A 23,109-nucleotide genomic window follows, 5' to 3' on the forward strand; every position below is an offset into this window, starting at 1 on the left:
AAAATGAGGCGGCGTCGGAGCAACGCCCGCACCTGAGGCAACATCTAGGTGAACGACGGGCCCGCGCGTGGACGGGACACGGTCGCGTCGAGGGCCGGACGGAGTGAGGGACGTGGTGGACGTGTCGGACATCGGGGACATGGCGGAGCCGAGGATCGCCGTGGCCGTCGTGACCATGGGCAACCGGCCCGACGAGGTCGACGCGCTGCTGGAGTCGGTGGCCAAGCAGGACCTGGCGCCCGCCCGCATCGTGATCGTCGGCAACGGCTGCGCACTTCCCGACTTCGCCCGGCGCCTCTCCCTGCCAGGCGAGGTCACCGCGATCGACGTCGACGAGAACCTCGGCTGCCCCGGGGGTCGCAACGTCGCCCTCGCCCGGCTGAGGGAGTACGGCGATGTGGACGTCGTCGTCGAACTGGACGACGACGGGCTGCTGGTGGACGCCGACGTGTTGAGCCGCATACGCGACCTGTACGCCGCGGACGCACGACTCGGCATCGTCGGCTTCCGTATCGCCGACGAGCACGGCGAGACCCAGCGTCGGCATGTGCCGCGTGTCGGCGCCTCGGACCCGATGCGGGGCGGCTACGTCACCGGCTTCCTCGGCGGCGGCCACGCCCTGAGCATGGCCATGCTCGCGGAGACCGGCGACTGGCCCGCCGAGTTCTTCTTCGCGCACGAGGAGACCGACCTGGCCTGGCGGGCGACCGACGCCGGCTGGAAGATCCTCTACGCGCCTGAGCTGCTGCTCCAGCATCCCAAGACCTCGCCCGCCCGGCACGCGATATACCACCGGGTGACGGCCCGGAACCGGGTCTGGCTGGTCCGGCGCAACCTTCCGCTGCTCCTCATCCCCGTCCACCTGGGCGTCTGGATCGCCGTCACGCTCCTGCGCACCCGCTCGCTCGGTGGCCTCAAGGCCTGGTTCGGCGGATTCGCGGAGGGCGTGCGCAAGCCGGCCGGACGTAGGCGGCCCATGCAGTGGCGGACGGTGTGGCGGCTGACCAGGCTGGGCAGGCCGCCCATCATCTGAGGCTCCGTCGAGAGCTCTGAGGGACCGGCGCGAAACGGGGCGCGGGGCCCGGTCGGTCACCTCCGCCGACCGAGGCCCCGCGCGCCCCCGGATCCGGCCGCGGCGGCGACACTCCCCCGAGTTGCGCGTGGATACGCGCGCACCGTCGGGCCGATTCCGATGATGTGATCACATCAGATCGCGCCAACGGATCGCTAACATGTGGCCGACCGGATGCGCGTCGTCACTGGTCACTTGGTGTTCCCGTGTTGGGGCTGGGTACGCATCACGAACGCGAGCAACTCGATCATGCGACCCGGCAATGCGACTCGGTGATTCGACTCGATCATGCGACCCGGCAAGGGAACTCGGGCAAGTAAGGCAAGTCGGTACGGGCACCGGTGTGGACCGGGCGTGGAAAGGTGATGGGCGGCGTGATGCGGCGGTACGGGCTGCGGTTCGGACTGCTGGGCACACCGGTCCTGTTCGCGGTCGACACGTCGGACGCCGAATGCGAGGCGGGCGTCCCTCCCTACGACACGGTCCGCAGCCCGAAGGTACGTGCCCTGCTGACGTCCCTGCTCCTCGACGCCGGCCGGATCGTTCCCGTCGAGTCGCTCAAGGAGGCGCTCTGGGGCGGCGCGCCGCCGACGTCCGCGCAGGCCTCGTTGCACAACCACGTCACCCGGCTGCGCCGGCTGCTCGACGACCCCGAGCGGCTGCGTGCGATAGCACCGGGCTATCGGCTCAGAGTCGAACGCGGTGAGCTGGACGTCCATGTGTTCGAGCGACATGTCGCCGCGGCACGTGCCGCGCACGCCGCCGGGAACTGGGAACGCGTCGCGCGCGAGTGCGCGGCGGCACTCGCACTGTGGCGAGGCACCCCGCTGAGCGGACTCCCGGCCGAGGTCGGCGGCTACGCCTTCGTGCGACGCCTGCGGGAGGCCCGGCTGCTCCTGCTCGAGTGGCGCCACGACGCCGAACTCGGTCTCGGCGGCGACCGGTTCGAGCGCCTCGTCCCGGAGCTGACGGCCCTGGTCGCCGAACATCCACTGCGCGAGGCCTACCACCGCCAGCTGATGATCGCCCTGCACCGCACCGGTCGACAGGCCGAGGCCCTCGCCGTCCACCGCGACCTGCGCGCCCGCCTCGTCGAGGAACTCGGCATCGAACCAGGCCCGGCGATACGCGACGCCCACGTGCAGATACTGGCTCCCACGCCCGTCGATTCCCCGACTCTGACGCCGACCTCAACTCCGACTCCGGCTTCACCTGCACCTTCACCTTCGCCCCCGGCTTCACCTGCACCTTCGGCTTCGGCTGCACCTGCACCTTCGGCTTCGGCTGCACCTTCACCTTCGGCTTCGGGATTGAACCCGGCTTCGACTTCGACTGCGACTCCGGTTTCCGCGCAGGCTCCGACTCCGTCTCAGACTCCCATTCAGGCGTCGGCGTCGGCCTCGGCTCCCATCCCGGCCGCCGATACCGAACCCGATCCCGATCCCGAACGCAGTCCCCAGCCAGAGCGACCACCGTCGGCCACGCCCGGTCCCGTCGGACCGCTCACCCGGCCCGCGCAACTCCCCCCGGCACCGGCTCACTTCACGGGCCGCGTCGAGACCCGGCGCCTCCTCCACCGCACCCTTGCGGGCGCAAAGCCGGTCGTCGTTCTCAGCGGTATGGCCGGCGTAGGCAAGAGCGCGCTGGCGTTGCGCGTGGCACACGCTCTGAAGGAACGTTTCTCCAGCGGGCAGCTGTACCTGCACCTGCACGGCGCCACCCCAGGCATGACCCCCCTCACCGCGGCCCAGGCGCTCACCGCCCTGCTGCGCGATCTCGGTATGGGACCCCGGCGTATACCCGAACACCCGGACGCCGCATCCGCGTTGTTGCGAACCCTGCTCGCGCCGACCCGCACGCTCGTCGTGCTGGACGACGTCGCGACCGCCTCGCAGGTCCGCCCGCTGCTGCCGGCGGGCCCCGGCTGCGCGGTGATCGTCACCAGTCGCTCGCCGCTCACCACGCTCGACGGCGCCCAACGCTTCCCGCTCGGACCGCTGTCCGGCGAGGACAGCGCGGCCCTGTTGCGCGCGGCCTCCGGCCCGGGCGAGGGGCGTGCCGGTCTGGACGCGGCCCACCCGCTCGTCGACCTCACCGGCCGCCTCCCGCTCGCGCTGCGCGTCGTCGCCGCTCGACTCGCCGCGCGCAGCGCCCTCACCCCGGACGGGCTGGCCGATCAACTGGCGGACGCCGAAAATAGGTTGGCCCATCTGGAGTACGACGATCTCAGCGTCCGCCGCTCTCTTGCCGTCGCCCACGACGCGCTCGCCGCTTCCGGACGTCAGACCGACCGGGACGCGGCCCTCGCCCTGCGCCGCATCGGCGCGCAGGACCTGCCCGCCTATGGCATCCCGCTCCTGGCCCGACTCACGGGCACCGACGAGCCGCGCGCCGAAGCAGCCCTGAACCGACTCGTCGACGTGGCGCTCCTCGAGGAGCACACTTACGGCCGTTACACCCCGCACGACCTGGTACGGGACTTCGCCCGCGAACTCGCGAAGGCCGACGGGACGGTGGCCGACGAGGCGAAGGTCGACGGAGCCAACGCCGGCGGAGCGCACGTCGACGGAGCCAACGCCGGCGGAGCGCACGTCGACGGAGCAAAGGTCGACGGAGCAAAGGTCGACGGAGGGAACGTCGACGGCGTGAACGCCGACGGAGGTGGCCGACCGGAGCCGGCCGACCACCCACCAGCCACTCGCCCGGAGCCGGTCACTCGCCCGGAGCCGGTCACTCGCCTGGAGCCGGTCACTCGGCCGAGCTCTGTCACTTCGCGTCGGCGTAGCACTCCACCACCGCCGTGGTGAACGGGAAGCGCACCGGTGTCTCCCCGAACGTCAGCCGCCCGGCCAGGCCGGACGCCTCCCGGATGGCGGCCACGACCGTCTCGGCCTCCTCCAGCGGACAGTGCACGATCACCTCGTCGTGCTGGAAGAAGACAAGCTCGGCCGCCATTCCGGCGCAGGTGCGCCGTAGTGCGGCGAGCAGCAGCAGCGCCCAGTCGGCGGCGCTGCCCTGGACGACGAAGTTGCGGGCGAACCGGCCACGCGCGCGTGCGTTGCTCGAGGCGTACCCCGGCACCCACTGCCGGTCGCCAAACGGATCGTCGTCCCCACCAGAGCCACCAGAGCCACCAGAGCCACCAGGGCTGCCAGAGCCGCCAGAGCCGTCAGAGCCGCCAGGATCGCCCGGGTTGCCGCGACCGCCGAGGCCGGCGGAGTCCATGGGAATGCCGGCCTCCTCCGTACCCTCGTCCCGGGCCCCGGTCGCCGGTGGGCAGGTCCGGCCGAGCCAGGTCCGCACGAGCCGCCCCTCCTCGCCGGCCTTGGCCGCCTCGTCGACGTACGCCACCGCGCGCGGGAAGCGGCGGCGGAGCGCGGCGAGGTTCTTCAGGCCGTCACCGGAGGTCTGCCCGTAGACCGCGCCGAGCACGGCGAGTTTCGCCTGGGCGCGGTCGCCGGAGAAGGCGCGGTCGGAGACGGACTGGTAGAGGTCGGTCTCCCGGCCGGCGACCTCCATCAGCCCGGGGTCGCGTGAGATCGCCGCCAGTACGCGCGGCTCCATCTGGTCGGCGTCGGCGACGACGAGCCGCCAGCCCGGGTCGGCGACCACGGCCCGCCGGATGACCTTGGGGATCTGGAGGGCGCCCCCGCCGTTGGTCACCCAGCGCCCGGTGACCGTGCCGTGGGCGAGGAACTCCGGCCGGAACCGGCCGTCCCGCACCCAGTCCTGGAGCCAGGACCACCCATGGGCCACCCAGACGCGGTACAGCTTCTTGTACTCGATCAGCGGCTTCACGGCCGGGTGGTCGAGGGACTCGATCTCCCAGCGCCGGGTGGACTTGATCCGGATGCCGGCCTGCGCGAAGGCCTTGACCACGTCCGCGGGCAGGTCGGGGCGGACCCGGCGCCCGAACGCGGCAGACACCTCCTCGGCCAGCTCTGCCAGCCGCCGGGGCTCGCCCCCGCCCGCGTACCGCTCGCCGAGCAGGTCGTGCAGTACCGCGCGGTGCACCTCCGCGCTCCAGGGCAGCCCGGCCCGGTTCATCTCGGCGGCCACCAGCATCCCCGCCGACTCGGCCGCCGTCAGCAGCCGCATCCGCGTGGGGTGCTCGGCCAGCTCGTGCCGCCGCTGCTGATCGGCATAGACGGCGAGGAGGTCGGCGAGGGGCAGCCGCACGGCGGTGTCCTGCGCCTCGAACAGCGAGGACTGCGCGCCGGGCACTGCGGAGCGCTGCGGCGGGTCGGGCGGTACGGGGCCGCCGCGCAGCCGGGCCAGCGCGGCCGCCGCCGACCGGGGCTCACCCGAGCGCCCCTCGTGGCCCAGGAGGAGGCTCTCGGCGTCCTCGACGTCGTAACACCGCTCCACCCGCACCCCCGAGGCGAGCAGACGCGGATACACCTCGGCCGTGGAACGCCAGACCCAGCGGGCGACGTCGGGCCGCTCGCGCACGGCCCGCGCGAGGTCCGCCTCCCGTAGCACCGGACCGGTGGGCAACCCGTCGGGACCGAGGGGGGCGACTTCCACGCCACCGTCCTCGGCCGGAGCGAGTGCCCACCGGTCGGCCATGCTGCGAGTGTGGCAGCAGGGTCTGACAACGGCCGCTGCCGGCCACTCCCGCTCCCCTGCTCCTGCCGCCTGCTTCCGCTGCTCCTGCTACGCCTGTCCCCCCTCCTGCTCCTGTCCCCGCTCCTGGCTCTGCTCCTGCTCCTGTGTCGTCGAGATCGCGGCCAGGGTTTTCGCGACGTACCGTTCGGTGCCGGGTTTGTCGATGCCGAGGCCGCTGAGGAGGCCCTCGCCGTTCTCGTACTCCAGCAGGGCCAGCAGGATGTGCTCGGTGCCGACGTAGTTGTGGCCGAGGCGGAGCGCCTCGCGGAAGGTGAGCTCCAGGACCTTCTTGGCGTCCGGGCCGTAGGGGACCAGCTCGGGCACCTCGTCCGCGGCCGGCGGGAGCGCGGCGGTCGCGGCCTCACGGACCGCCTCCAGGGAGACGCCCTGCTCGGCGATCGCCTTCGCCGCGAAGGCCTCCGGCTCGGCGAGCAGGCCGAGGACGAGGTGCGCGGGCAGCCCCTCGGCGTTGCCGGCGGTCTTGGACGCGTTGTGCGCGGCCATGACCACGTTCCGCGCGCGGGGGGTGTAGCGGGCGAAGCCCTGGCTCGCGTCGAGGCCGGCCGACTCCTTCGGCACGAACCGCTTCTGGGCGGCCTGCCGGGTGACGCCCATGCTCCGGCCGATGTCGGTCCAGGAGGCGCCCGAGCGGCGGGCCTGGTCGACGAAGTGGCCGATCAGATGGTCCGCCACGTCGCCCAGGTGGTCGGCGGCGATGACGGCGTCCTGAAGCTGGTCGAGCGGCTCGTTGTGGACCTTCTTGATGGCGTCGATGAGGTCGTCGAGACGGACGGACGAGGTGGTGCCGGGTCGTGGAGACGTCATGTGTCAACCGTAGGTTGACAGTAGCGGAGTGTCAACCCAAGGTTGTCACTCCCGTGGAATGCGCTGCCGCGCCCCGTGACACGATCGACCGGTGAGCAGCACCGACCACACCGCCCCTGGTGACGACCGCCCTGGCGACTCCTCCGGTCAGTCGTCCGGCCAGTCGTCCGGCGAGCCGTCGGGCACCGTCGAACGTGCCTTCCGGGCCGCCCTCTACGACACCGCCGACGCCGCCCTCGACACCGGCGCCTCGCTCCTCGCCGCCGACCGCGCGGCGGACGCCGAACTGGCCCGGCGGGGCGCCGATTTCGTGGCGACGGCCTGGCGTCGTGGCTGGCAGCCCGCCGACCTCGTACGGCTCGTGCGGCGCGAGCTGGACGACGTCCATGTGGGTTTGGTGTCGCAGTTGATCCTGACGCAGGCGCGGGACGACCGGGCGCGCGGGCGACGCTGGGCGGCCCAGCTGGCGGAGCTGTCCGCCGAGACTCCGCCCGCGCCCGTCACCGACCGTTTCTCGCACGCCACCACGGTCCTGGAGCTCTACCGCCTGCTGCTGCGCCTGCCCGCCCTCGAACCTCTCGAGGAACGCGAACCGCACCGGCAGTCCAGCCCGGGCTCGCACTCGCGCATGCTCACCCGCATCCGCGCGCTGCTCGCCAAGGCCGAGGCGACCGGGTATCCGCAGGAGGCGGAGGCGCTCACCGCGAAGGCGCAGGAGCTGATGGCCCGGCACAGCGTCGACGAGGCGCTGCTCGACGCCCAGGCCACGGCCCCGGACGCGCCGGGCGCCTGCCGGATCGGCGTCGAGCCGCCGTACGAACAGGCGAAGGCGGTGCTGCTGAACGCGGTCGCCGACGCCAACCACTGCCGGGCGGTGTGGAACGAACCCTTCGGCTTCTCCACTGTCGTCGGCTTCGAGGCCGACCTGGAGTCGGTGGAACTGCTCTACACCTCGCTGCTGGTGCAGGCGCAGTCGGCGATGGCCAGGGCGGAGGCGGCCCAGCGGGCCGGCGGCCGAAAGCGGACCAAGACCTTCCGGCAGTCCTTCCTCGCCGCCTACGCCCACCGCATCGGCACCCGTCTGGGCGAGGTCACCGCCGCCGCCGAGACCCAGGTGAACGACGAACTGCTGCCGGTCCTCGCCTCCCGCGAGGTCGCGGTCACTGCCGCGACGGACCGGATGTTCCCGGCAACGGTCTCCACCCGCCTGCGGGGAGTCACCGACGAGGCGGGCTGGACCGAGGGCGCCGAAGCGGCGGACCGGGCCCGGATGCGATCCCGTCCACGGCTGCCGTGACGCCCCGCCCCCCGCTGTCGTGACGCCCCGCCCGGGGATGTCCCGCCGCCACACGCGTGCGCCGGCGCACGCGCCGCGACCACCGCTCGCGGACCTGCACCACCGACCACGGAGCCGCGCGAGGCTGCCCGAGCGCGGGACATCACCCCCCGCCCCTCCGCTGCCGTGACGCCAGCGCTGCCGGGACACCCGGCCCCGGCTCCCGTGACGCCCCGGCCCCGGCTCCCATGGCACCCCAGGTGGGGGCAGGCAGGGACAGGCAGGTGCCCGGTGGATCAGTCGCCCGCCTGCTGGAAGGCGCTGACCGTCGCGTCCGGCACCTTGCCGCTCTTGAGGGCGACATCGCCGTACGACCAGGGGAAGCTCTGGTCGGCCGAGGCGCCCGGCAGGCCGTACTTCACCGTCTTGACGGCGAGGCTCTTGTCGCCGCCGTCCTCGCCGCGCACGTAGGTGATCGTGAAGGTGGCGGTGCCCTGCGCCGGGAGGGTCAGCGCCTGAGCCTCGGCGGCCTCGTCCTTCGGCACGTCCGCGGAGCCGCCGTCGGAGGCGAGGGTGACGGTCGGGAAGCCGTTCAGGGTGCACTCCGCGCCCTTGTTGGTGAGCGTGACGGTGACGTTGCCGCTGTCGCCGGCGGCGGGAGCGGCGTTGACGGGGCCGACCTCCTGGCCGAGGTCGGCGGCGGCGCAGGTGCCGCCGGCGGAGCCGGAGCCGGTCGATTCGGAGGCCTTGCTCGCGTCGGTGTCGGACGCGCTGTCGTCCCCGCCGCCGCAGGCGGTGAGGAGCAGGGCCGCGGCGAGGGCGGTGACGGTGAGGGGAACGGCGCGCATGAGTGATCCCTAGGGTTTCGTGACGGTGCTCGAAGGATCATCACGCACGCGCGCGTGCATGTGTCGCGCGCCCCCGCTCTTGACCGCTTCGCGTCCAGGTCGCCCGGGCCGCTGGGGCCTCCGAAGTCTTCCTCCACCGAAGGGGACGGCCGGACTACCCGAGGCCGGGCGTCGGCAGTCCCGACGGCCACTGGCCGTCCTCCGCCTTCGCGAAGGTCTCCTTGCCGACCGCACCGGACCAGGTGACCTTCAGGGACTTCGCGTCGGCGGAGTCGACCATGCCGGTCGTCCGGTCGTCCTTCCCGCTGGTGCACTTGAGGTGGATCATCTGCATGCCCGCCTCCTCGCCGGCGGTCCCGCTGCACACCGACCCGCCGGTCACGAAGAGGGCGGCCTGCTTCCCGGTGATGATCAGGGCGACTGCCTTGCCGTCCGTAGTGGCGAGCCAACTGCCCTCCAGCTCGCCGGAGGCCGAGACCGAGGCGGACGCGGAGCCCGTCGCGTCGCCGGTGCCGCCGGTGCCGCCGGTCGCCGTCGTGGGCGTCGCGGAGGAGCCGTCGTCGGACCCTCCGTCGTCACTGCACCCCGTCAGCACGAGTACGCCCGCCAGTGTGGCGGCCACGGCAACGGCCGTGGCGCGCACCGGCCGACGGGACGCGCCCCGCGTGAAGATCGCCGAAGTCACTGCAAGCTCCCAAGCTGTAGCCGGCCGACCGGGTCGACCGCACGGACCGTGGGCCGCACGGACCGTGAGGCCGTACGGACCGGTAGGTAGGGACCGCAGCAAGCTACCAGCAAGGCCCGGCAGAGCACCGGGGGCGGCCCGTGACCTACCAGGACGACTTCCGGACCCCGGGCAGATACCCCGCGTGGGCCTGCGCCCGCAGACCCACGCGGGACAGTCCGAACGTACGGAAGTACCCGCGCGGGCGCCCGTCAACCTGGTCCCGGTTGCGTACCCGCGTCGCGCTGGCGTCCCGCGGCTGGGCGCGCAACTCCTGCCGGGCGGCCTCCCGTTCGACCTCCGTCGAGGACGGCCGCCGGATGGTCTCCTTGAGCGCGGCCCGCCGTGCCGCGTACCGCGCGACGGTCTCCTGCCGCTTGCCGTTCTTCGCGATCTTGCTCTTCTTCGCCATCAGATCCGCACCCCCCGCGCGCGGATGCGTGCCACGGCCGCTTCCACGCCGATCGTGTCGACGGTCTTGATGCCCTTGGTGCTCAGCCGCAGCCGTACCCGGCGGCTCTCGCTCGGCAACCAGTAGCGCCTGGACTGGATGTTCGGGTCGAAGCGGCGCGAAGTGCGCCGGTGGGAGTGGGAGATGCGACGGCCGAAGCCCGGCCGGGCGCCGGTCAGCATGCAGTGGGCGGACACGGGTGACGTACCTCTCCTCGTCGGTTCCAGGACCATGATGCTAATGGAATTCATTTTCAGTAAGGTATCAGCATGGCACGCAACGAACTCCGCCCGGTCATCAGGCTCCGGTCCACGGTGGGAACCGGCTACACCTACGTGACCCGCAAGAACCGCCGCAACGACCCGGACCGCATGACCCTGCGCAAGTACGACCCCGTCGTCGGCCGTCACGTCGACTTCCGAGAGGAGCGCTGAAACTCCGCCATGCGCAAGGGAATCCACCCGGCCTACGGTCCCGTCGTCTTCCGTGACCGCGCCGCGAACCACGCCTTCCTCACCCGCTCGACGCTGACCGCCGCGGTCGGGCAGAAGACCGTCGAATGGGAGGACGGCAACACCTACCCCGTCGTCGACGTCGAGACCTCCAACGTCAGCCACCCCTTCTACACAGGCACCGCCCGCGTCCTGGACACGGCCGGCCGGGTCGAGCGCTTCGAGCGGCGCTACGGGAAGCGGGGCGAGGCGTGAGCCTGTCGGTCGTCATCGTCGGCGGGCTGCACGCCGATGCCCGCCGGGCGACGGTCAGGCGTCTGCTCGCCGACGTCCCGGGCAGCGTCGTCCTGCACCACGACCTCTCGACGGCCGTGGCGGGTACGGTCGTACGGACCGTCGGCGACGCCACCGGAATCCTCTCCGCCGCTGAGACGCCCCTCGTGAACGACTGCGCCTGCTGCGCCCTGCGCGAGGATCTCGTCCCCGAACTGCGCCGCCTCGCCGACGACGGCAGCACGCGTCTCGCGGTCGTCGAACTGTGGGACTCCGTCGAGCCCAAGGCCATGGCCGAGGTGGTCGTGGCCGGCGGGCTCACGCTCACCGGGGTCGTCACCGCCGTCGACCCGGCGCTGCTCCTGCCCTGCCTCGGCAACGGCGACGACCTCGCCGAGTGCGGTCTCGCCGCGGCCGCCACCGACCGGCGCACGGTCGCCGACACCTTCGCGCGCCAGCTGGAGTACGCGCCCGTGCTGGCCGTCGTCGACTCCCCGGAGGCCGACGACGAGGACCGCGAACTGCTGGCGCAACTGCACCCGACGGCCCGTCGGGTCGCGATCGGGCCGGCCGACCCTGCCGACGCGCGGTCGGCGCTCGCCCGGGCGGTGCTGGCCGGCTTCGACGTCGAGTCGGCCGCCGCCGCCCAGCACCCGGCCTGTGCGCTGCTGCCCGCCGAGGCCGACGCGCACGGGGTGAGCACCTTCGTCTGGCACCGGCGCCGCCCGTTCCACCCGGAGCGGCTGTACGCGGCGCTGGAGGATCTGACCTGTGCCGCCGCCCGCAGCCGGGGCCGCTTCCGGCTCGCCGACAAGCCCGACGTCCTGCTCCACTGGGACGCGGCCGGCGGAGCGCTGTGTCTGGAGTCGGCCGGTCCGTGGCTGGCGTCCCTGCCCGACGCGGCCTGGGACATGGTCCCGCCGGTGCGCCGGGCCGCCGCCGCGCTGGACTGGCACCCCGAGCACGGCGACCGCTGCCAGCACCTGGTCTTCACGTCTCCCGGTCTCGACCGCGACGGCCTGGCGCGTCTCCTCGAATCCTGCCTGCTCACCGACGCCGAGTACGCCGCGGGCCGGGCCGCCTGGAAGCGGCTGCCGCCCGCCTTCGACACCCTCCTGGAGGTCTGACCCATGCCCCGCAAGAGCGAACGCCGGCCCGCCGAGCCCCGCCCCAACCCGCTCGACCAGGCCGAGATCACGTACATCGACTACAAGGACACCGACCTTCTGCGGAGGTTCCTCTCCGACCGGGGCAAGATCCGCAGCCGCCGGGTCACCCGCATCTCCGCCCGACAGCAACGTCAGTTGTCCCGAGCGATCAAAAACGCCCGAGAAATGGCCCTCCTTCCACGCCGAACCGCCAACTGACCCGCCCACTGACCTCAACTGACCGCCCCGAGCCACGAGCCGGCCCGCCCACCGGCCACCAACCGACCGGCCCCCTGGATCACCACCGGACCCACCCGGCACGGCAGCCCGGCGGCCAGGCCCCCTGGCCCCCACCCGGGCTCCACGCCATGCCCGCGATGCCCGCGCCCGCTGCCCGCCACGCCCGCCATGTCCGCCACGCCGACGATGTCCGCCACGTCCTCCATGCCCGCCACGCTGCCTGCCTGCCTGCCTGCCTGCTTACCTGCCCGCCATGCCCGCCGTGTCCGCGCTGGACCCCCGCCCCCGGCCCTCCGCATCTGTCCTGTACACGTCCTTCCCGTCCACTCACGCCCGCCCGGGAGCCGCTCCCTGCGTAGGCCGGGCTCCGCCACCGCCGTACGGCACGTCCCTCGCCCGTACGAGCGGATTCACGTATCCCGTCTAATGGACCTGGCCGTACGAAGCAGCCGTAGGCCGGACGGTGAGCCGAGTCGTGGGTACGGCGTAGGGCCGTTCCGATGCCGTTCTCGCGACCGACTTCGCCGTCGTGCGTGAGGGCGGCGGCTTGTCGTCGGCGGCCGTCGTGGTGCGGGGTGTCCCCGCTCCCGCCGCGGGTGACCGACCGGTGGCGGCGTCCTCGGACGGCAGGTGTCGGGCGGTTACGGGTCGCGGGCGGGATGTCGGGGGTGCGACCGCCCGCCCTCGCCCCCCGCCGCCCCGCATCAGTCGCGCACACCGGGCGGAGCCGCATCGGGAGGGACGTCCTGCCGCGCCGAACGGACGGAGGGCATCCGCCGGAATCGCTTCCTTCGGGAGGGTCCCGGCGCCGCACGCGGGCTCCGGCCAGCCGATCCGTTGCCGCGCCGACGGAACAGGACGGCCCTGCCACGCGTCTGTTCCTAGTGCACGGGTGGTTCGATCCGAACGACTCTCGCCCGCAGCCGCCGTGGGGCGCGCACGCGGACGCGCGGGACGGAACGCCGGGTAAAGCGGGCGTCAACGCTGTAACCGCGCAGCCACCCCGCGTGCACGTGCATCTGCTCATGCGTGTGCACATGAACGGGGTTATGATCCGGGAAAGTTGACCACGGCACCAATGGCCACACGAGCCAGTGCACCACCAGGGAGCGACCTGTGGACCACCACGATGACGGGGGGCACGACGTGTACAACGGCATGACGGCCACACAGCTGTACGGGGTTGCCTGGCAGAAGAGCCGGCACAGCAACTCACAGGGTTCCTGTGTCGAGTTCGCGCGGCTGCCGGGCGGTGACGTGGCCGTGCGCAACTCGCGCTTTCCCGACGGTCCCGCTCTCGTCTACACCCGTGCGGAGATCGAGGCGATGCTGCTCGGCATCAAGGACGGCGAGTTCGACCACCTGATCGCGAGCTGACGTCTCCCGACGTCCGCGAAGGGTTCCGAGCCTTCCCCTACGCCCCTCTCGCCTTCCTGCCGCCCCTACCGGAATTGCGGATTTATCGCGTGAAAACGGCGGGCGACGCGCGTAGAACCGCGGCGTGGGAGCGCGCCGCGGTTCGTCATTCGGCAGCTGTGTGCAGCCGGAACAGCGCCCAGACGACCTTGCCGCCCAGGCTGCCGGACAGCGGGTGCCAGCCCCAGCCGTCGGCGAAGGAGTCGACGAGGAACAGGCCGCGGCCCGACTCCGCCGAGAAGTCCTCGCTCTCACGGGGCAGCGGACTCTCCCGGCTGGGATCGCGCACCGCGCACACGAGCCGCTCGGTCCAGCGCATCAGGTGCAGCCGCACCGGCGGATGCTGCCGATCCGGTACGTGCGGGACCTCGTCGGGGGACAGTCCGTGTCTCAGCGCGTTGGTCACCAGCTCCGAGACGACCAGACAGGCATCGTCGAAACGGTCGCCGACGTCCCACTGGCCGAGGGTTCTCTTGGTGAACTGCCGCGCCTCGCGGACCGCTTCGAAGCGGGCGGGCAGAGCGCATGAGGCGGCGTTGGACACGGCCGCGGGATCCAGCGGCGGAAGGCCCTGCCGTAACGGCTCGAGCATGGTCGATCCATTCGTCCCCATGCGAGGCACTCCCGGGATTCGCGGTCGTTGCGATGCAGCGGTGGCGCGAGACCATGGTTTCGGATGCGCACTGCGGATGCAAGGGCAGATGCACGTGCACGTGACCGAAATGAACCCGCCCGTACCGCTTCTTGGCCATTTTTTCCGCCAACTTCTCGCCCATCAGGTCCACTTCTCTTGCTTTCTCCTCACTGTTCCTTCGCATCACTCTGTACGTATCCTTTGTCTTCTTTCCATCTCTGTAATCGGACGAGTACTGCTCGAAGTGTTTTAGTGGCAGACTGCGGCCCCTAAGACGGTTGGGGAGGCTGGCGAACGTGAGCGCGGGAGAGCCCGGATCGGTGGTGCGGCGGATGCTGCTCGGCTCGCAACTACGGCGACTGCGTGAGGCCCGCGGCATCACGCGCGAGGCGGCGGGATACTCGATCAGGGCTTCCGAGTCGAAGATCAGCCGGATGGAACTGGGCCGGGTGAGCTTCAAGACCCGGGACGTCGAGGATCTGCTGACGCTGTACGGCATCACGGACGACACCGAGCGCCAGTCGCTCGTCGGGCTCGCCCGTGAGGCCAACGTGGCGGGTTGGTGGCACAGTTACTCGGACGTCCTGCCCAACTGGTTCCCCACCTACGTCGGTCTGGAGGGCGCGGCCGCGCTGATCCGGGCGTACGAGGTCCAGTTCGTGCACGGCCTGCTGCAGACCGAGGCGTACGCCCACGCGGTCGTCAGCCGGGGCATGAAGGGTGCGAGCGCGGCCGACATCGACCGGCGGGTGGCGCTGCGCCTGGAGCGGCAGAAGTACCTCGTCGCCGAGAGCGCGCCCGACTTCCACATCGTCCTCGACGAGGCGGCGCTGCGCCGGCCGTACGGTGGCCGCGAGGTGATGCGCGGACAGCTCCAGCATCTGATCGAGATCTCCGAGCGCCCCAACGTGCGGCTCCAGGTCATGCCGTTCAGCTTCGGCGGGCACTCCGGTGAGTCCGGCGCCTTCACCATCCTGAGCTTCCCGGAGTCCGACCTTCAGGACGTCGTGTACCTGGAGCAGCTCACCAGCGCCCTGTACCTCGACAAGCGCGAGGACGTCGCGCAGTACGAGCAGGCGCTGAAGGAACTCCAGCAGGACAGCCCCGGTCCGGACGAGAGCCGTGACCTCCTGCGCGGGCTGATCCAGCTGTCATAGGGATTCCCCTGGAGCACCTCTGTAACGACCCCAACTCCCTTGAAACCCCCGTACGATGACGTGTGATCAGATCGTGATGCCGATCGATCACAGCCGATCGCAGCAGGGGATTGAGGGATCACATGTCGTCCTACTTCACTGACCTGGCCCAGCAGTACATCGACGGTAAGTGGCGTCCGGGGACCGGGTCCTGGGACATCATCGACTTCAATCCCTACGACGGCGAGAAGCTGGCCTCGATCACCATAGCCACCGTCGAAGAGGTCGACGACGCCTATCGTGCCGCCGCCCGCGTCCAGAAGCAGTGGGCCGCGACCAACGCCTATGCCCGCCGCTCGGTCTTCGAGAAGGTGCTGCGGCTGGTCGAGGAGCGCGAGGCGGAGATCAGCGAGATCCTCGTCGCCGAGGCCGGCGGCACATTTGGCAAGGCCGCCTTCGAACTGCACCTCGCCAAGGAGTTCCTGCGCGAGTCGATCCACCTGGCGCTGCGTCCCGAGGGCCGCATCCTGCCCTCGCCGATCGACGGCAAGGAGAACCGCGTCTACCGGGAGCCGGTCGGCGTCGTCGGTGTGATCAGCCCGTTCAACGTGCCCTTCCTGCTGTCGCTGAAGTCCGTCGCTCCCGCGCTGGCCCTCGGCAACGGTGTGGTGCTCAAGCCGCACCAGAACACCCCGATCGCCGGCGGCACGGTGATCGGCAAGCTCTTCGAGGACGCCGGTCTGCCCCCGGGTCTGCTGAACGTCGTGGTGACCGACATCGCCGAGATCGGCGACGCCTTCCTGGAGCACCCGATCCCGCGGGTCATCTCCTTCACCGGCTCCGACAAGGTCGGCCGCCATGTCGCCACGGTCGCCGCCTCGCACTTCAAGCGGTCCATCATCGAACTCGGCGGCAACAGCGCCTTCGTCGTCCTGGACGACGCGGATGTCGACTACGCGGTCGACGCGGCCGTCTTCAGCCGCTTCGTCCACCAGGGCCAGGTCTGCATGGCCGCCAACCGCATCCTGGTCGACCGCTCGCTCGCGGACGAGTTCACCGAGAAGTTCGTCGCCAAGGTGAAGACCCTCAAGGCCGGCGACCCGCGCGACCCGCAGACCGTCATCGGGCCGGTGATCAACTCCCAGCAGGCGGAGGCCGTCACCGGCGCCGTCGAGCAGGCGATCGCCGAGGGCGCGACCGCCCTGCTGCACGGGGCGACCACGGACAACCTCGTCGAGCCCTCGGTGCTGGCAGGCCTGCCGGACGACTCCGCCCTGCTCCAGCAGGAGGTCTTCGGCCCGGTCGTCTTCATCAACACCTTCGACGGTGAGGAGGAGGCGGTCCGCATCGCCAACGACACGCCGTACGGCCTCAGCGGCGCGGTCCACACCGCCGACATCGAGCGGGGCGTCGCCTTCGCCAAGCAGATCGTCACCGGCATGTTCCACGTCAACGACGCCACGGTCCACGACGAGCCGATCGTCCCCTTCGGCGGCGAGAAGAACTCCGGCGTCGGCCGGCTCAACGGCGAGACGACCCTGGAGGCCTTCACCACCACCAAGTGGATCTCGGTCCAGCACGGCCGCAGCGGATTCCCGTTCTGAGCCGCCCGGGTCCCTGAGGGCTGCGACCGCGGCATCGGCGGCACGGCGGACATGCGCCCGGGCGCCTGACGGGCTCGTGTCCGCCACGCCATAACCTGGGCGCATGTCAGCGATCCGTCTTCTCGTGCTGGGCGCCGTGCGTCAGCACGGGCGGGCCCACGGCTACCAGGTGCGCGGCGACCTGGAGTACTGGGGCGCCCACGAGTGGTCCAACGCCAAGCCGGGCTCGATCTACCACGCCCTGAAGCAGATGGCGAAGCAGGGGCTGCTGCGCGAGCACGAGACCGCCCCGTCCACCGCGGGCGGCCCGCCGCGCACCGAGTACGAGATCACCGAGGCCGGCACCGAGGAGTACTTCAGGCTGCTGCGCGAGGCGCTGACCTCGTACGACCAGAAGACGGACGTGAAGTCGGCGGCCATCGGCTTCGTGGTCGACCTCCCGCGCGCGGAGGCCGTGTCGCTTCTGAGGGAACGCATTCACGGCATCGAGAAGTGGCGCTCCGCCGTCACCGAGCACTACGTCCCCGAGGACGGGCCGGAACAACTGGGCCACATCGGGGAGATCATGAACCTCTGGATCCACACGGCCGACGCCGAGGCCACCTGGACGCGGGGCCTGATCGCGCGGATCGAGCGCGGCGCGTACACCTTCGCGGGGGAGGGCGATCCCTTCGTGGGCGTCCTTGCGGAGGGCGAGGAGAACCCGTACGCCACGGATGAGCGTCATCCGGGGGATGCACATTAATCAAGTTTGACGACTGCGGATCGACGCGTTACCTTACCCAAGTAGTCAAGTTTGACTAAAGGCAGGTGGGGAGACTTCATGGCCGACGCAGCGATCACCGTCGAAGGAGCACACAAGAGATACGGCGACACCCGGGCACTGGACGGGATCGACCTCACGGTGGCCCGCGGCACGGTGCACGGCGTTCTCGGACCGAACGGAGCCGGCAAGACGACCCTGGTCAGGATCCTGTCCACGCTGCTGCGGCCGGACTCCGGACGGGTCGAGGTGGCCGGACACGATGTCGTGCGCCAGGCCCGGGAGGTCCGTCTGCGCATCGGCCTGCTCGGCCAGCACGCCGCTCTCGACGAGGAGTTGGGCGGCCGCCAGAACCTGGAGATGTTCGGCCGCCTCCACCACCTGGGCGCCCGCCACGCGCGCGTGCGCGCCGGTGAACTCCTGGAGCGCTTCGACCTCACCGCCACCGGCCGCAAACCGGTCCACGCCTACAGCGGAGGAATGCGCCGCCGCCTCGACCTGGCCGCGTCCCTGATCGGCAACCGGCACGGCACCGACCCGGAGGTGCTCTTCCTGGACGAGCCGACCACCGGCCTCGACCCGCGCGGGCGCGCCGAGGTGTGGTCCGCGGTCCGCTCGCTGGTGGGCGGCGGGACGACCGTGGTGCTCACCACCCAGTACCTCGAGGAGGCCGACCAGCTCGCCGACCGGATCTCCGTCGTCGACCGGGGCCGCGTGATCGCCGACGGCACGGCGGACGAGCTGAAGGCGCTGACGGGCGGCGACCGCATCGACGTCGTCCTGCGCGACGCGGACCGGCTGGGCGAGGCCCGCGCGCTGCTGCCCCTGCCCGGGGCGGACGTCACCGTCGATCCCGACCGCCGCCTGCTCAGCGCCCCGGTCACCGACCGCATGGCCGCCCTCTCCGCCGTCGTCCGGGCCCTGGAGGAGGCCGGCGTCGAGGCGGAGGACGTGGCGCTGCGCCGCCCCACCCTGGACGAGGTGTTCCTGCACCTGACCGGGCAGGACGACCGTACGAAGGAGACCGTGTGAGTACGTACGCGCTGACCGATTCCTGGACCATGACCCGGCGCGAACTCGCCCACTGGGCACGGCAACCGGGCCGCCTCGTCGTCGGTCTCGCCTTCCCTGTGATGCTGCTGCTGATGTTCGGCTATCTGGTCGGCGGCGGCCGCGGGGTGAGCGGCGACTACCTCCACTACCTGATGCCCGGCATGCTCGCGCTCACCATGGCCTTCGGTCTGGAGGGCACGATGCTCGCCGTCACCCAGGATCTCAACAAGGGTGTCATCGACCGGTTCCGCGCCATGCCGATGGCCGACGGCGCGGTCCTGGTGGGCCGTTCGGCGGCGGACATGCTCCAGTCGGCCGTGGGCCTGGCCGTGCTCATCGCCGTCGGTCTCGCGCTCGGCTGGCGCCCCCAGGGCGGCCCTGGCGCCTTCCTGGCCGCGGTGGGGCTGCTGCTCCTCTTCCGCTTCGCGATGCTCTGGATCGGCATCCATCTGGCGCTGGTGGCCGGGAAGCCGGAGATGGTGCAGGCCGTGCAGATCCTCGTCTGGCCGGTCGGCTTCCTCTCCAACGCCCTCGCCGCCCCCACCTCCATGCCGGGCTGGCTGGGCACGGCCGTCGAATGGAACCCGATGTCCCGGACGGCAACCGCGACACGCGACCTGCTCGGCGGCGCAGGCGCCGACCCGGGCCACCTCTGGACGGCCGTCGCCTGGCCCCTGGCACTGCTGGCGGTCTTCTTCCCGCTGGCGGTCCGGAAGTTCGCCCGCATGAGCCATTGAGAGGACGGGCCCTGGTGGGGGACAGCACTCACCGGGGTCGTGTCCGTGAGGCCCCGAGCCGGCTCGCGACGCCCGGCACGCACGCTCGCCGCGTTGTGGGGATTGCCCACGCGCACCCGGTAGGAGGCCGCTCCTGCCCCTTGCGATCGGGCGCACCGGACGCTGCGAGCCCCGCCCTCCGGGCAGAGGGCGCTGCTTCGCGGACACGACCTAGTGGTGGAACCCGGTTGCCGCGCTCTTGTCCCGGGTTCGCGGGCCCGACTGCCGGCGGAGTTCCGGCAGCAGCCGGGTCAGGCCCTCCACGAACAGGTCGGCGAGGTCCTCCGAGAAGCCGTTCCTGCACACGACCCGCAGGACGGACAGGTCCTCCCGGTTCGGCGGGAAGGTGTACGCGGGCACCAGCCAGCCGCTCTCACGCAGCCGCCGAGAGACGTCGAAGACGTCGTACGAGTCCACGCCCGGGGCGGTGGTGAAGGCGAACACCGGCAGCTCGTCGCCCCGGGTGAGGAGCCGGAAGTCGCCGAGCGCCTCCACCCGGTCGGCGAGGCCGCGGGCCACGTCCCGCGTGGTCTGCTGAACCGCCCGGTAGCCCGCGCGGCCCAGCCGCAGCAGCGTGTAGTACTGCGCGACGACCTGGGCGCCCGGCCGCGAGAAGTTGAGGGCGAAGGTCGGCATGTCCCCGCCCAGGTAGTTCACCCGGAAGACCAGTTCCTCCGGCAGGGCCTCCTTGTCGCGCCACAGCGCCCAGCCGACGCCCGGATAGACCAGCCCGTACTTGTGCCCCGAGGTGTTGATGGACGCCACGCGCGCGAGGCGGAAGTCCCACACCAGGTCCTCGTCGAGGAAGGGCGCGACCATCGCGCCGGACGCGCCGTCGACGTGCACCGGGATGTCGAGGCCGGTCCGCTCCTGAAGGGCGTCCAGGGCCGCGCACAGCTCGGAGATCGGCTCGTAGGACCCGTCGAAGGTGGAGCCGAGGATGCCGACGACCCCGATGGTGTTCTCGTCGCACAGCTCGGCCGCGGCCTGCGGGTCCAGGTGGAAGCGGTCCCCCTCCATGGGGATCAGCCGGGCCTCCACCTCCCAGAAGTTGCAGAACTTCTCCCAGCACACCTGGACGTTGACGCCCATCACCAGGTTCGGCCGGGCGCCCGGGTAGCGGTCGCCGACGCGCTGCGACCACCGCCGCTTCAGCGCCATCCCGGCCAGCATGCACGCCTCGCTCGACCCGGTCGTGGAACAGCCCACGGCCGCCGACGGGTCGGGCGCGTTCCACAGGTCGGCGAGCATCGCCACACAGCGCCGCTCCAGTTCGGCGGTACGCGGGTACTCGTCCTTGTCGATCATGTTCTTGTCCCGGCACTCCGCCATCAGGACGCCCGCCTGCGGCTCCATCCAGGTGGTGACGAAGGTGGCCAGGTTGAGCCGCGAGTTGCCGTCCAGCATCAGCTCGTCGTGCACCAGCTGGTACGCCGCCGACGGCGGCGTCGGGCCGTCCGGCAGCCTGTGTTTGGGCGGCGCCTCCGTCATGCCGCTGACCGGATCGGCCTCGCCGTAGAAGGGGTTGACGGACAGTGGGCGCTCGTCGGCCTTCTCAGGCCCTTTGTGCAACGGCATGGACTGCCTCCTGATGGATCGAACGGGTGTCAGCGGACCGGAGTTCCGTCCTCGCGCAACTGCATCTGCGGCCGCCCCGTCACCAGCAGCCAGGCCGGCAGCGAGGCGATGCACAGCAGGGCGATGATCGAGGGCGAGGCGACCAGCACGGCCGCGACGAAGAGACTCACCCAGCCCTGCCGGGTGATGGCCAGGAGGATGCCCAGTACCCCCGCTGCCACGCCGACCGCCGGATGGACGCCCGGCACGAGCGCGTGGGCGGTGAGACCGAGGGCGGAGCCCACGAACACGGCCGGGAAGATGCGCCCGCCCCGGAAACCGGAGGCCGCGGCGACGACCAGCGCGGCCATCTTCACCACCGTCATCGTGGCGAACTGCCCGGCCGTCCAGCCGTCGGGATCGGCGGCCAGCTCCGCGACCTCGTCCAGCCCCTTGAAGAGCGTCAGATGGCCGCCCAGGGCGGCCAGCAGCCCCAGCACGACCCCACCGGCCGGGAGGATCAGCATCGGGTGCCGCAGCCGCGCGAACCCGCTGTGAACGTACGGGAAGGCGTAGACGCCGCACAGGCCGAGCAGCGCGCCCGCCGACGCGACGACGACCGACGCCAGCACGTCGTCCCAGCCGGGCTGTCCGAACGGGGGCAGGTGCATGTCGAAGCTCGGCTGGGCCACGAGGGTGGTCGTGATCGCGCCGGCCGCGGCGGCGGCCAGCGGCGCGAAGACGCTGTCCCACAGCGGCCCCTTGGTCTGCCGGCCGGCCAGTGCCTCGGAGATCAGCAGCGCCGCCGCCACCGGCGTGCCGAACAGCGCGCCGATGGTCGCCGCCTCGGCGAGCACCACCCACCCCTCGCCCGGCGCCTGCGGCCGCAACCGGTGGCCCAGCCAGAAGACGACCGCCACGTTCACGGCGATGACCGGGTTCTCCGGGCCCAGACTCGGCCCGCCCGCCAGCATCAGCGCGGTCGCCACCAGCAGCCCGGGCAGGACCACCGGCGGCAGCACGCGCGCGTCCAGGCCCATCGTGGCCGGGTCGGGACCGGCGTGCCCCGGCGCTTTCCACACCACCAGCCCGACCAGTACGCCCGTCGAGGTCAGCATGACCATCATCCAGAGCACCGAGTACCGGCCCACGCCCAGCGCGTCCGGGAGGTTCTGCCACAGCACGTGCTGCAACTGCTCGGCCGCCCCCTCCACCAGCAGGAGGACGAGGCTCGCCAGTACGCCGATGACGAGAGCGGGCAGGATCGACGGCAGCAGGGCGCGTGCCGGACTCGCCGGAGCGCTGGGAGGCTGCTGTGCGGTGTCCTGGGCCACGAGCTCACGATAAGCGGGCAAATCGGACGTGACATCCGGACGGCGGCGCACGCGGCCGAATGCGCCTTGCACCTCACGTGGCGTGAGGACGCACCGTGGAGCGCGTACCGAGAAGGGAGCGGACGAAGTGAGCTACTCCGTAGGGCAGTACTCCGTAGGGCAGGTCGCCGGGTTCGCCGGTGTCACGGTGCGCACGCTGCACCACTACGACGACATCGGTTTGCTCGTCCCCGGCGGACGCAGCCACGCGGGCCACCGGCGTTACGACGACGCCGACCTCGACCGGCTCCAGCGGATCCTGTTCTACCGCGAGCTCGGCTTCCCGCTCGAGGACGTCGCGGCCCTGCTCGACGATCCGGCGGCCGACCCGCGCGCGCACCTGCGCCGGCAGCACGAACTGCTGACCGCCCGGATCGAGCAGCTGAAGAAGATGGCCGCGGCCGTGGAACACGCGATGGAGGCACGCGAGATGGGCATCAACCTCACGCCCGAGGAGAAATTCGAGGTCTTCGGCGACAAGGACCCGGAGCGGTACGCCGAAGAGGCGGAGCAGCGCTGGGGCGGCACCGAGGCCTACGCGGAGTCGCAGCGCCGCGCCGCCCGCTACACCAAGGACGACTGGAAGCGCATGCAGGACGAGGTCCTCGACTGGGGCGCGCGCTACGAGGGCCTCATGTCCGCCGGTGAGCCGCCGACCGGCGACGCGGCGATGGGCATGGCCGAGGAACACCGGCAGCACATCAGCAGGTGGTTCTACGACTGCTCGTACGAGACGCACCGCTGTCTGGGGGAGACGTACGTCTCCGACGAGCGCTTCAAGGCGTTCTACGACGCGATGCGCCCGGGCCTCGCCGAACACCTCGAGGAGGCGATCACGGCGAACGCGGCCCGGCACACGGCATAGGACGGTCCTGCGGGC

At 71.5% G+C, this 23,109-nt stretch carries 23 protein-coding genes; 14 read left to right on the forward strand and 9 right to left on the reverse strand.

Annotation, left to right across the window (positions count from 1 at the left end; genetic code table 11):
• Positions 1-139: 139 nt before the first annotated feature.
• Complete coding sequence (locus tag QF030_RS23625) at positions 140-1,033, forward strand: glycosyltransferase family 2 protein (protein ID WP_307167666.1); 894 nt, start codon at positions 140-142, stop codon at positions 1,031-1,033.
• Positions 1,034-1,437: 404 nt separating this feature from the next.
• Positions 1,438-3,879, forward strand: coding sequence for a BTAD domain-containing putative transcriptional regulator (locus QF030_RS23630; RefSeq protein ID WP_373428796.1), 2,442 nt, complete (start codon positions 1,438-1,440; stop codon positions 3,877-3,879).
• Here the strand turns inward: QF030_RS23630 and QF030_RS23635 are convergent.
• Complete coding sequence (locus tag QF030_RS23635; RefSeq protein ID WP_307164639.1) at positions 3,839-5,641, reverse strand: bifunctional 3'-5' exonuclease/DNA polymerase; 1,803 nt, start codon at positions 5,639-5,641, stop codon at positions 3,839-3,841. The two genes, QF030_RS23630 and QF030_RS23635, sit on opposite strands and share 41 nt — an antisense overlap.
• A gap of 87 nt (positions 5,642-5,728) precedes the next feature.
• The gene (locus QF030_RS23640) at positions 5,729-6,505 is read right to left on the reverse strand and encodes a Clp protease N-terminal domain-containing protein (RefSeq protein ID WP_307164640.1); all 777 of its coding nucleotides are present in this window, start codon (positions 6,503-6,505) and stop codon (positions 5,729-5,731) included.
• A gap of 91 nt (positions 6,506-6,596) precedes the next feature.
• Here QF030_RS23640 and QF030_RS23645 point away from each other — a divergent pair, with 91 nt between their 5' ends.
• Entirely contained in the window at positions 6,597-7,802 is a 1,206-nt protein-coding gene (locus QF030_RS23645; RefSeq protein ID WP_307164641.1) for a DUF2786 domain-containing protein, read from the forward strand.
• 275 nt (positions 7,803-8,077) lie between these two features.
• Here the strand turns inward: QF030_RS23645 and QF030_RS23650 are convergent, their stop codons facing one another.
• From QF030_RS23650 to rpmB, 4 genes are all read right to left on the reverse strand, one after another.
• Positions 8,078-8,629: a DUF4232 domain-containing protein gene (locus QF030_RS23650; protein WP_307164642.1), complete on the reverse strand. Its 552-nt coding sequence runs from the start codon at positions 8,627-8,629 to the stop codon at positions 8,078-8,080.
• A gap of 154 nt (positions 8,630-8,783) precedes the next feature.
• On the reverse strand, positions 8,784-9,314 hold the full coding sequence (locus tag QF030_RS23655) for a hypothetical protein (protein ID WP_307164643.1): 531 nt from the start codon (positions 9,312-9,314) through the stop codon (positions 8,784-8,786).
• 145 nt (positions 9,315-9,459) lie between these two features.
• Complete coding sequence (gene rpsN / locus QF030_RS23660) at positions 9,460-9,765, reverse strand: 30S ribosomal protein S14 (RefSeq protein WP_307164644.1); 306 nt, start codon at positions 9,763-9,765, stop codon at positions 9,460-9,462.
• Complete coding sequence (rpmB, locus tag QF030_RS23665; RefSeq protein ID WP_307167667.1) at positions 9,765-10,001, reverse strand: 50S ribosomal protein L28; 237 nt, start codon at positions 9,999-10,001, stop codon at positions 9,765-9,767. Before rpmB ends, rpsN begins: the two co-directional genes overlap by 1 nt.
• A 72-nt stretch (positions 10,002-10,073) precedes the next feature.
• On the opposite strand from rpmB, the gene rpmG reads away from it, so the two are divergent.
• From rpmG to QF030_RS23690, 5 genes are all read left to right on the forward strand, one after another.
• Entirely contained in the window at positions 10,074-10,238 is a 165-nt protein-coding gene (rpmG, locus tag QF030_RS23670) for a 50S ribosomal protein L33 (protein WP_307164645.1), read from the forward strand.
• A gap of 9 nt (positions 10,239-10,247) precedes the next feature.
• A complete protein-coding gene (locus QF030_RS23675; protein ID WP_307164646.1) occupies positions 10,248-10,511 on the forward strand; it encodes a type B 50S ribosomal protein L31 in 264 nt (87 codons plus the stop codon).
• A complete protein-coding gene (locus tag QF030_RS23680; RefSeq protein ID WP_307164647.1) occupies positions 10,508-11,656 on the forward strand; it encodes a CobW family GTP-binding protein in 1,149 nt (382 codons plus the stop codon). Before QF030_RS23675 ends, QF030_RS23680 begins: the two co-directional genes overlap by 4 nt.
• 3 nt (positions 11,657-11,659) lie before the next feature.
• On the forward strand, positions 11,660-11,896 hold the full coding sequence (gene rpsR, locus QF030_RS23685; RefSeq protein WP_307164648.1) for a 30S ribosomal protein S18: 237 nt from the start codon (positions 11,660-11,662) through the stop codon (positions 11,894-11,896).
• A gap of 1,179 nt (positions 11,897-13,075) precedes the next feature.
• A complete protein-coding gene (locus QF030_RS23690) occupies positions 13,076-13,294 on the forward strand; it encodes a DUF397 domain-containing protein (protein WP_052183895.1) in 219 nt (72 codons plus the stop codon).
• A gap of 145 nt (positions 13,295-13,439) precedes the next feature.
• Here the strand turns inward: QF030_RS23690 and QF030_RS23695 are convergent, their stop codons facing one another.
• Positions 13,440-13,925, reverse strand: a complete 486-nt coding sequence (locus QF030_RS23695; protein WP_307164649.1) for an ATP-binding protein — start codon at positions 13,923-13,925, stop codon at positions 13,440-13,442.
• Between the two features lie 374 nt (positions 13,926-14,299).
• On the opposite strand from QF030_RS23695, the gene QF030_RS23700 reads away from it, so the two are divergent.
• From QF030_RS23700 to QF030_RS23720, 5 genes are all read left to right on the forward strand, one after another.
• Positions 14,300-15,124: a helix-turn-helix domain-containing protein gene (locus tag QF030_RS23700; protein WP_307167668.1), complete on the forward strand. Its 825-nt coding sequence runs from the start codon at positions 14,300-14,302 to the stop codon at positions 15,122-15,124.
• Positions 15,125-15,246: 122 nt separating this feature from the next.
• Positions 15,247-16,707, forward strand: coding sequence for an aldehyde dehydrogenase family protein (locus QF030_RS23705; RefSeq protein ID WP_307164650.1), 1,461 nt, complete (start codon positions 15,247-15,249; stop codon positions 16,705-16,707).
• Positions 16,708-16,810: 103 nt separating this feature from the next.
• Complete coding sequence (locus QF030_RS23710) at positions 16,811-17,452, forward strand: PadR family transcriptional regulator (RefSeq protein WP_307164651.1); 642 nt, start codon at positions 16,811-16,813, stop codon at positions 17,450-17,452.
• Between the two features lie 78 nt (positions 17,453-17,530).
• A complete protein-coding gene (locus QF030_RS23715; RefSeq protein WP_307164652.1) occupies positions 17,531-18,502 on the forward strand; it encodes an ATP-binding cassette domain-containing protein in 972 nt (323 codons plus the stop codon).
• Entirely contained in the window at positions 18,499-19,260 is a 762-nt protein-coding gene (locus QF030_RS23720) for an ABC transporter permease (RefSeq protein ID WP_307164653.1), read from the forward strand. The genes QF030_RS23715 and QF030_RS23720 overlap by 4 nt, the downstream gene beginning before the upstream one ends.
• A gap of 210 nt (positions 19,261-19,470) precedes the next feature.
• Here QF030_RS23720 and QF030_RS23725 read toward each other — a convergent pair whose 3' ends face one another.
• Together QF030_RS23725 and QF030_RS23730 are read right to left on the reverse strand one after the other, a co-directional pair.
• Positions 19,471-20,877, reverse strand: coding sequence for a glutamate decarboxylase (locus tag QF030_RS23725; RefSeq protein ID WP_307164654.1), 1,407 nt, complete (start codon positions 20,875-20,877; stop codon positions 19,471-19,473).
• A 29-nt stretch (positions 20,878-20,906) separates the two neighbouring features.
• Positions 20,907-22,190 (reverse strand): ion channel protein, encoded by a 1,284-nt coding sequence (locus tag QF030_RS23730; protein WP_307164655.1) that lies wholly within the window; start codon positions 22,188-22,190, stop codon positions 20,907-20,909.
• Positions 22,191-22,317: 127 nt separating this feature from the next.
• On the opposite strand from QF030_RS23730, the gene QF030_RS23735 reads away from it, so the two are divergent.
• Positions 22,318-23,094 (forward strand): MerR family transcriptional regulator, encoded by a 777-nt coding sequence (locus QF030_RS23735; protein WP_307164656.1) that lies wholly within the window; start codon positions 22,318-22,320, stop codon positions 23,092-23,094.
• Positions 23,095-23,109: the final 15 nt, after the last annotated feature.

This window comes from Streptomyces rishiriensis (assembly GCF_030815485.1).
GTDB classification, from domain to species: domain Bacteria; phylum Actinomycetota; class Actinomycetes; order Streptomycetales; family Streptomycetaceae; genus Streptomyces; species Streptomyces rishiriensis_A.

What these genes read in the sequence shown, in the direction of transcription:
- QF030_RS23675 (WP_307164646.1), top strand. Translation starts at nt 10,248, where the DNA reads ATGCGCAAGGGAATCCACCCGGCCTACGGTCCCGTCGTCTTCCGTGAC.
- QF030_RS23625 (WP_307167666.1), top strand. Translation starts at nt 140, where the DNA reads ATGGCGGAGCCGAGGATCGCCGTGGCCGTCGTGACCATGGGCAACCGG.
- rpsN (WP_307164644.1), bottom strand. Translation starts at nt 9,765, where the DNA reads ATGGCGAAGAAGAGCAAGATCGCGAAGAACGGCAAGCGGCAGGAGACC.
- rpsR (WP_307164648.1), top strand. Translation starts at nt 11,660, where the DNA reads ATGCCCCGCAAGAGCGAACGCCGGCCCGCCGAGCCCCGCCCCAACCCG.
- QF030_RS23695 (WP_307164649.1), bottom strand. Translation starts at nt 13,925, where the DNA reads ATGCTCGAGCCGTTACGGCAGGGCCTTCCGCCGCTGGATCCCGCGGCC.
- QF030_RS23650 (WP_307164642.1), bottom strand. Translation starts at nt 8,629, where the DNA reads ATGCGCGCCGTTCCCCTCACCGTCACCGCCCTCGCCGCGGCCCTGCTC.
- QF030_RS23710 (WP_307164651.1), top strand. Translation starts at nt 16,811, where the DNA reads ATGTCAGCGATCCGTCTTCTCGTGCTGGGCGCCGTGCGTCAGCACGGG.
- QF030_RS23640 (WP_307164640.1), bottom strand. Translation starts at nt 6,505, where the DNA reads ATGACGTCTCCACGACCCGGCACCACCTCGTCCGTCCGTCTCGACGAC.
- QF030_RS23715 (WP_307164652.1), top strand. Translation starts at nt 17,531, where the DNA reads ATGGCCGACGCAGCGATCACCGTCGAAGGAGCACACAAGAGATACGGC.
- QF030_RS23725 (WP_307164654.1), bottom strand. Translation starts at nt 20,877, where the DNA reads ATGCCGTTGCACAAAGGGCCTGAGAAGGCCGACGAGCGCCCACTGTCC.
- QF030_RS23630 (WP_373428796.1), top strand. Translation starts at nt 1,438, where the DNA reads ATGGGCGGCGTGATGCGGCGGTACGGGCTGCGGTTCGGACTGCTGGGC.
- QF030_RS23700 (WP_307167668.1), top strand. Translation starts at nt 14,300, where the DNA reads ATGCTGCTCGGCTCGCAACTACGGCGACTGCGTGAGGCCCGCGGCATC.
- QF030_RS23690 (WP_052183895.1), top strand. Translation starts at nt 13,076, where the DNA reads ATGACGGCCACACAGCTGTACGGGGTTGCCTGGCAGAAGAGCCGGCAC.
- QF030_RS23635 (WP_307164639.1), bottom strand. Translation starts at nt 5,641, where the DNA reads ATGGCCGACCGGTGGGCACTCGCTCCGGCCGAGGACGGTGGCGTGGAA.
- QF030_RS23705 (WP_307164650.1), top strand. Translation starts at nt 15,247, where the DNA reads ATGTCGTCCTACTTCACTGACCTGGCCCAGCAGTACATCGACGGTAAG.
- rpmG (WP_307164645.1), top strand. Translation starts at nt 10,074, where the DNA reads ATGGCACGCAACGAACTCCGCCCGGTCATCAGGCTCCGGTCCACGGTG.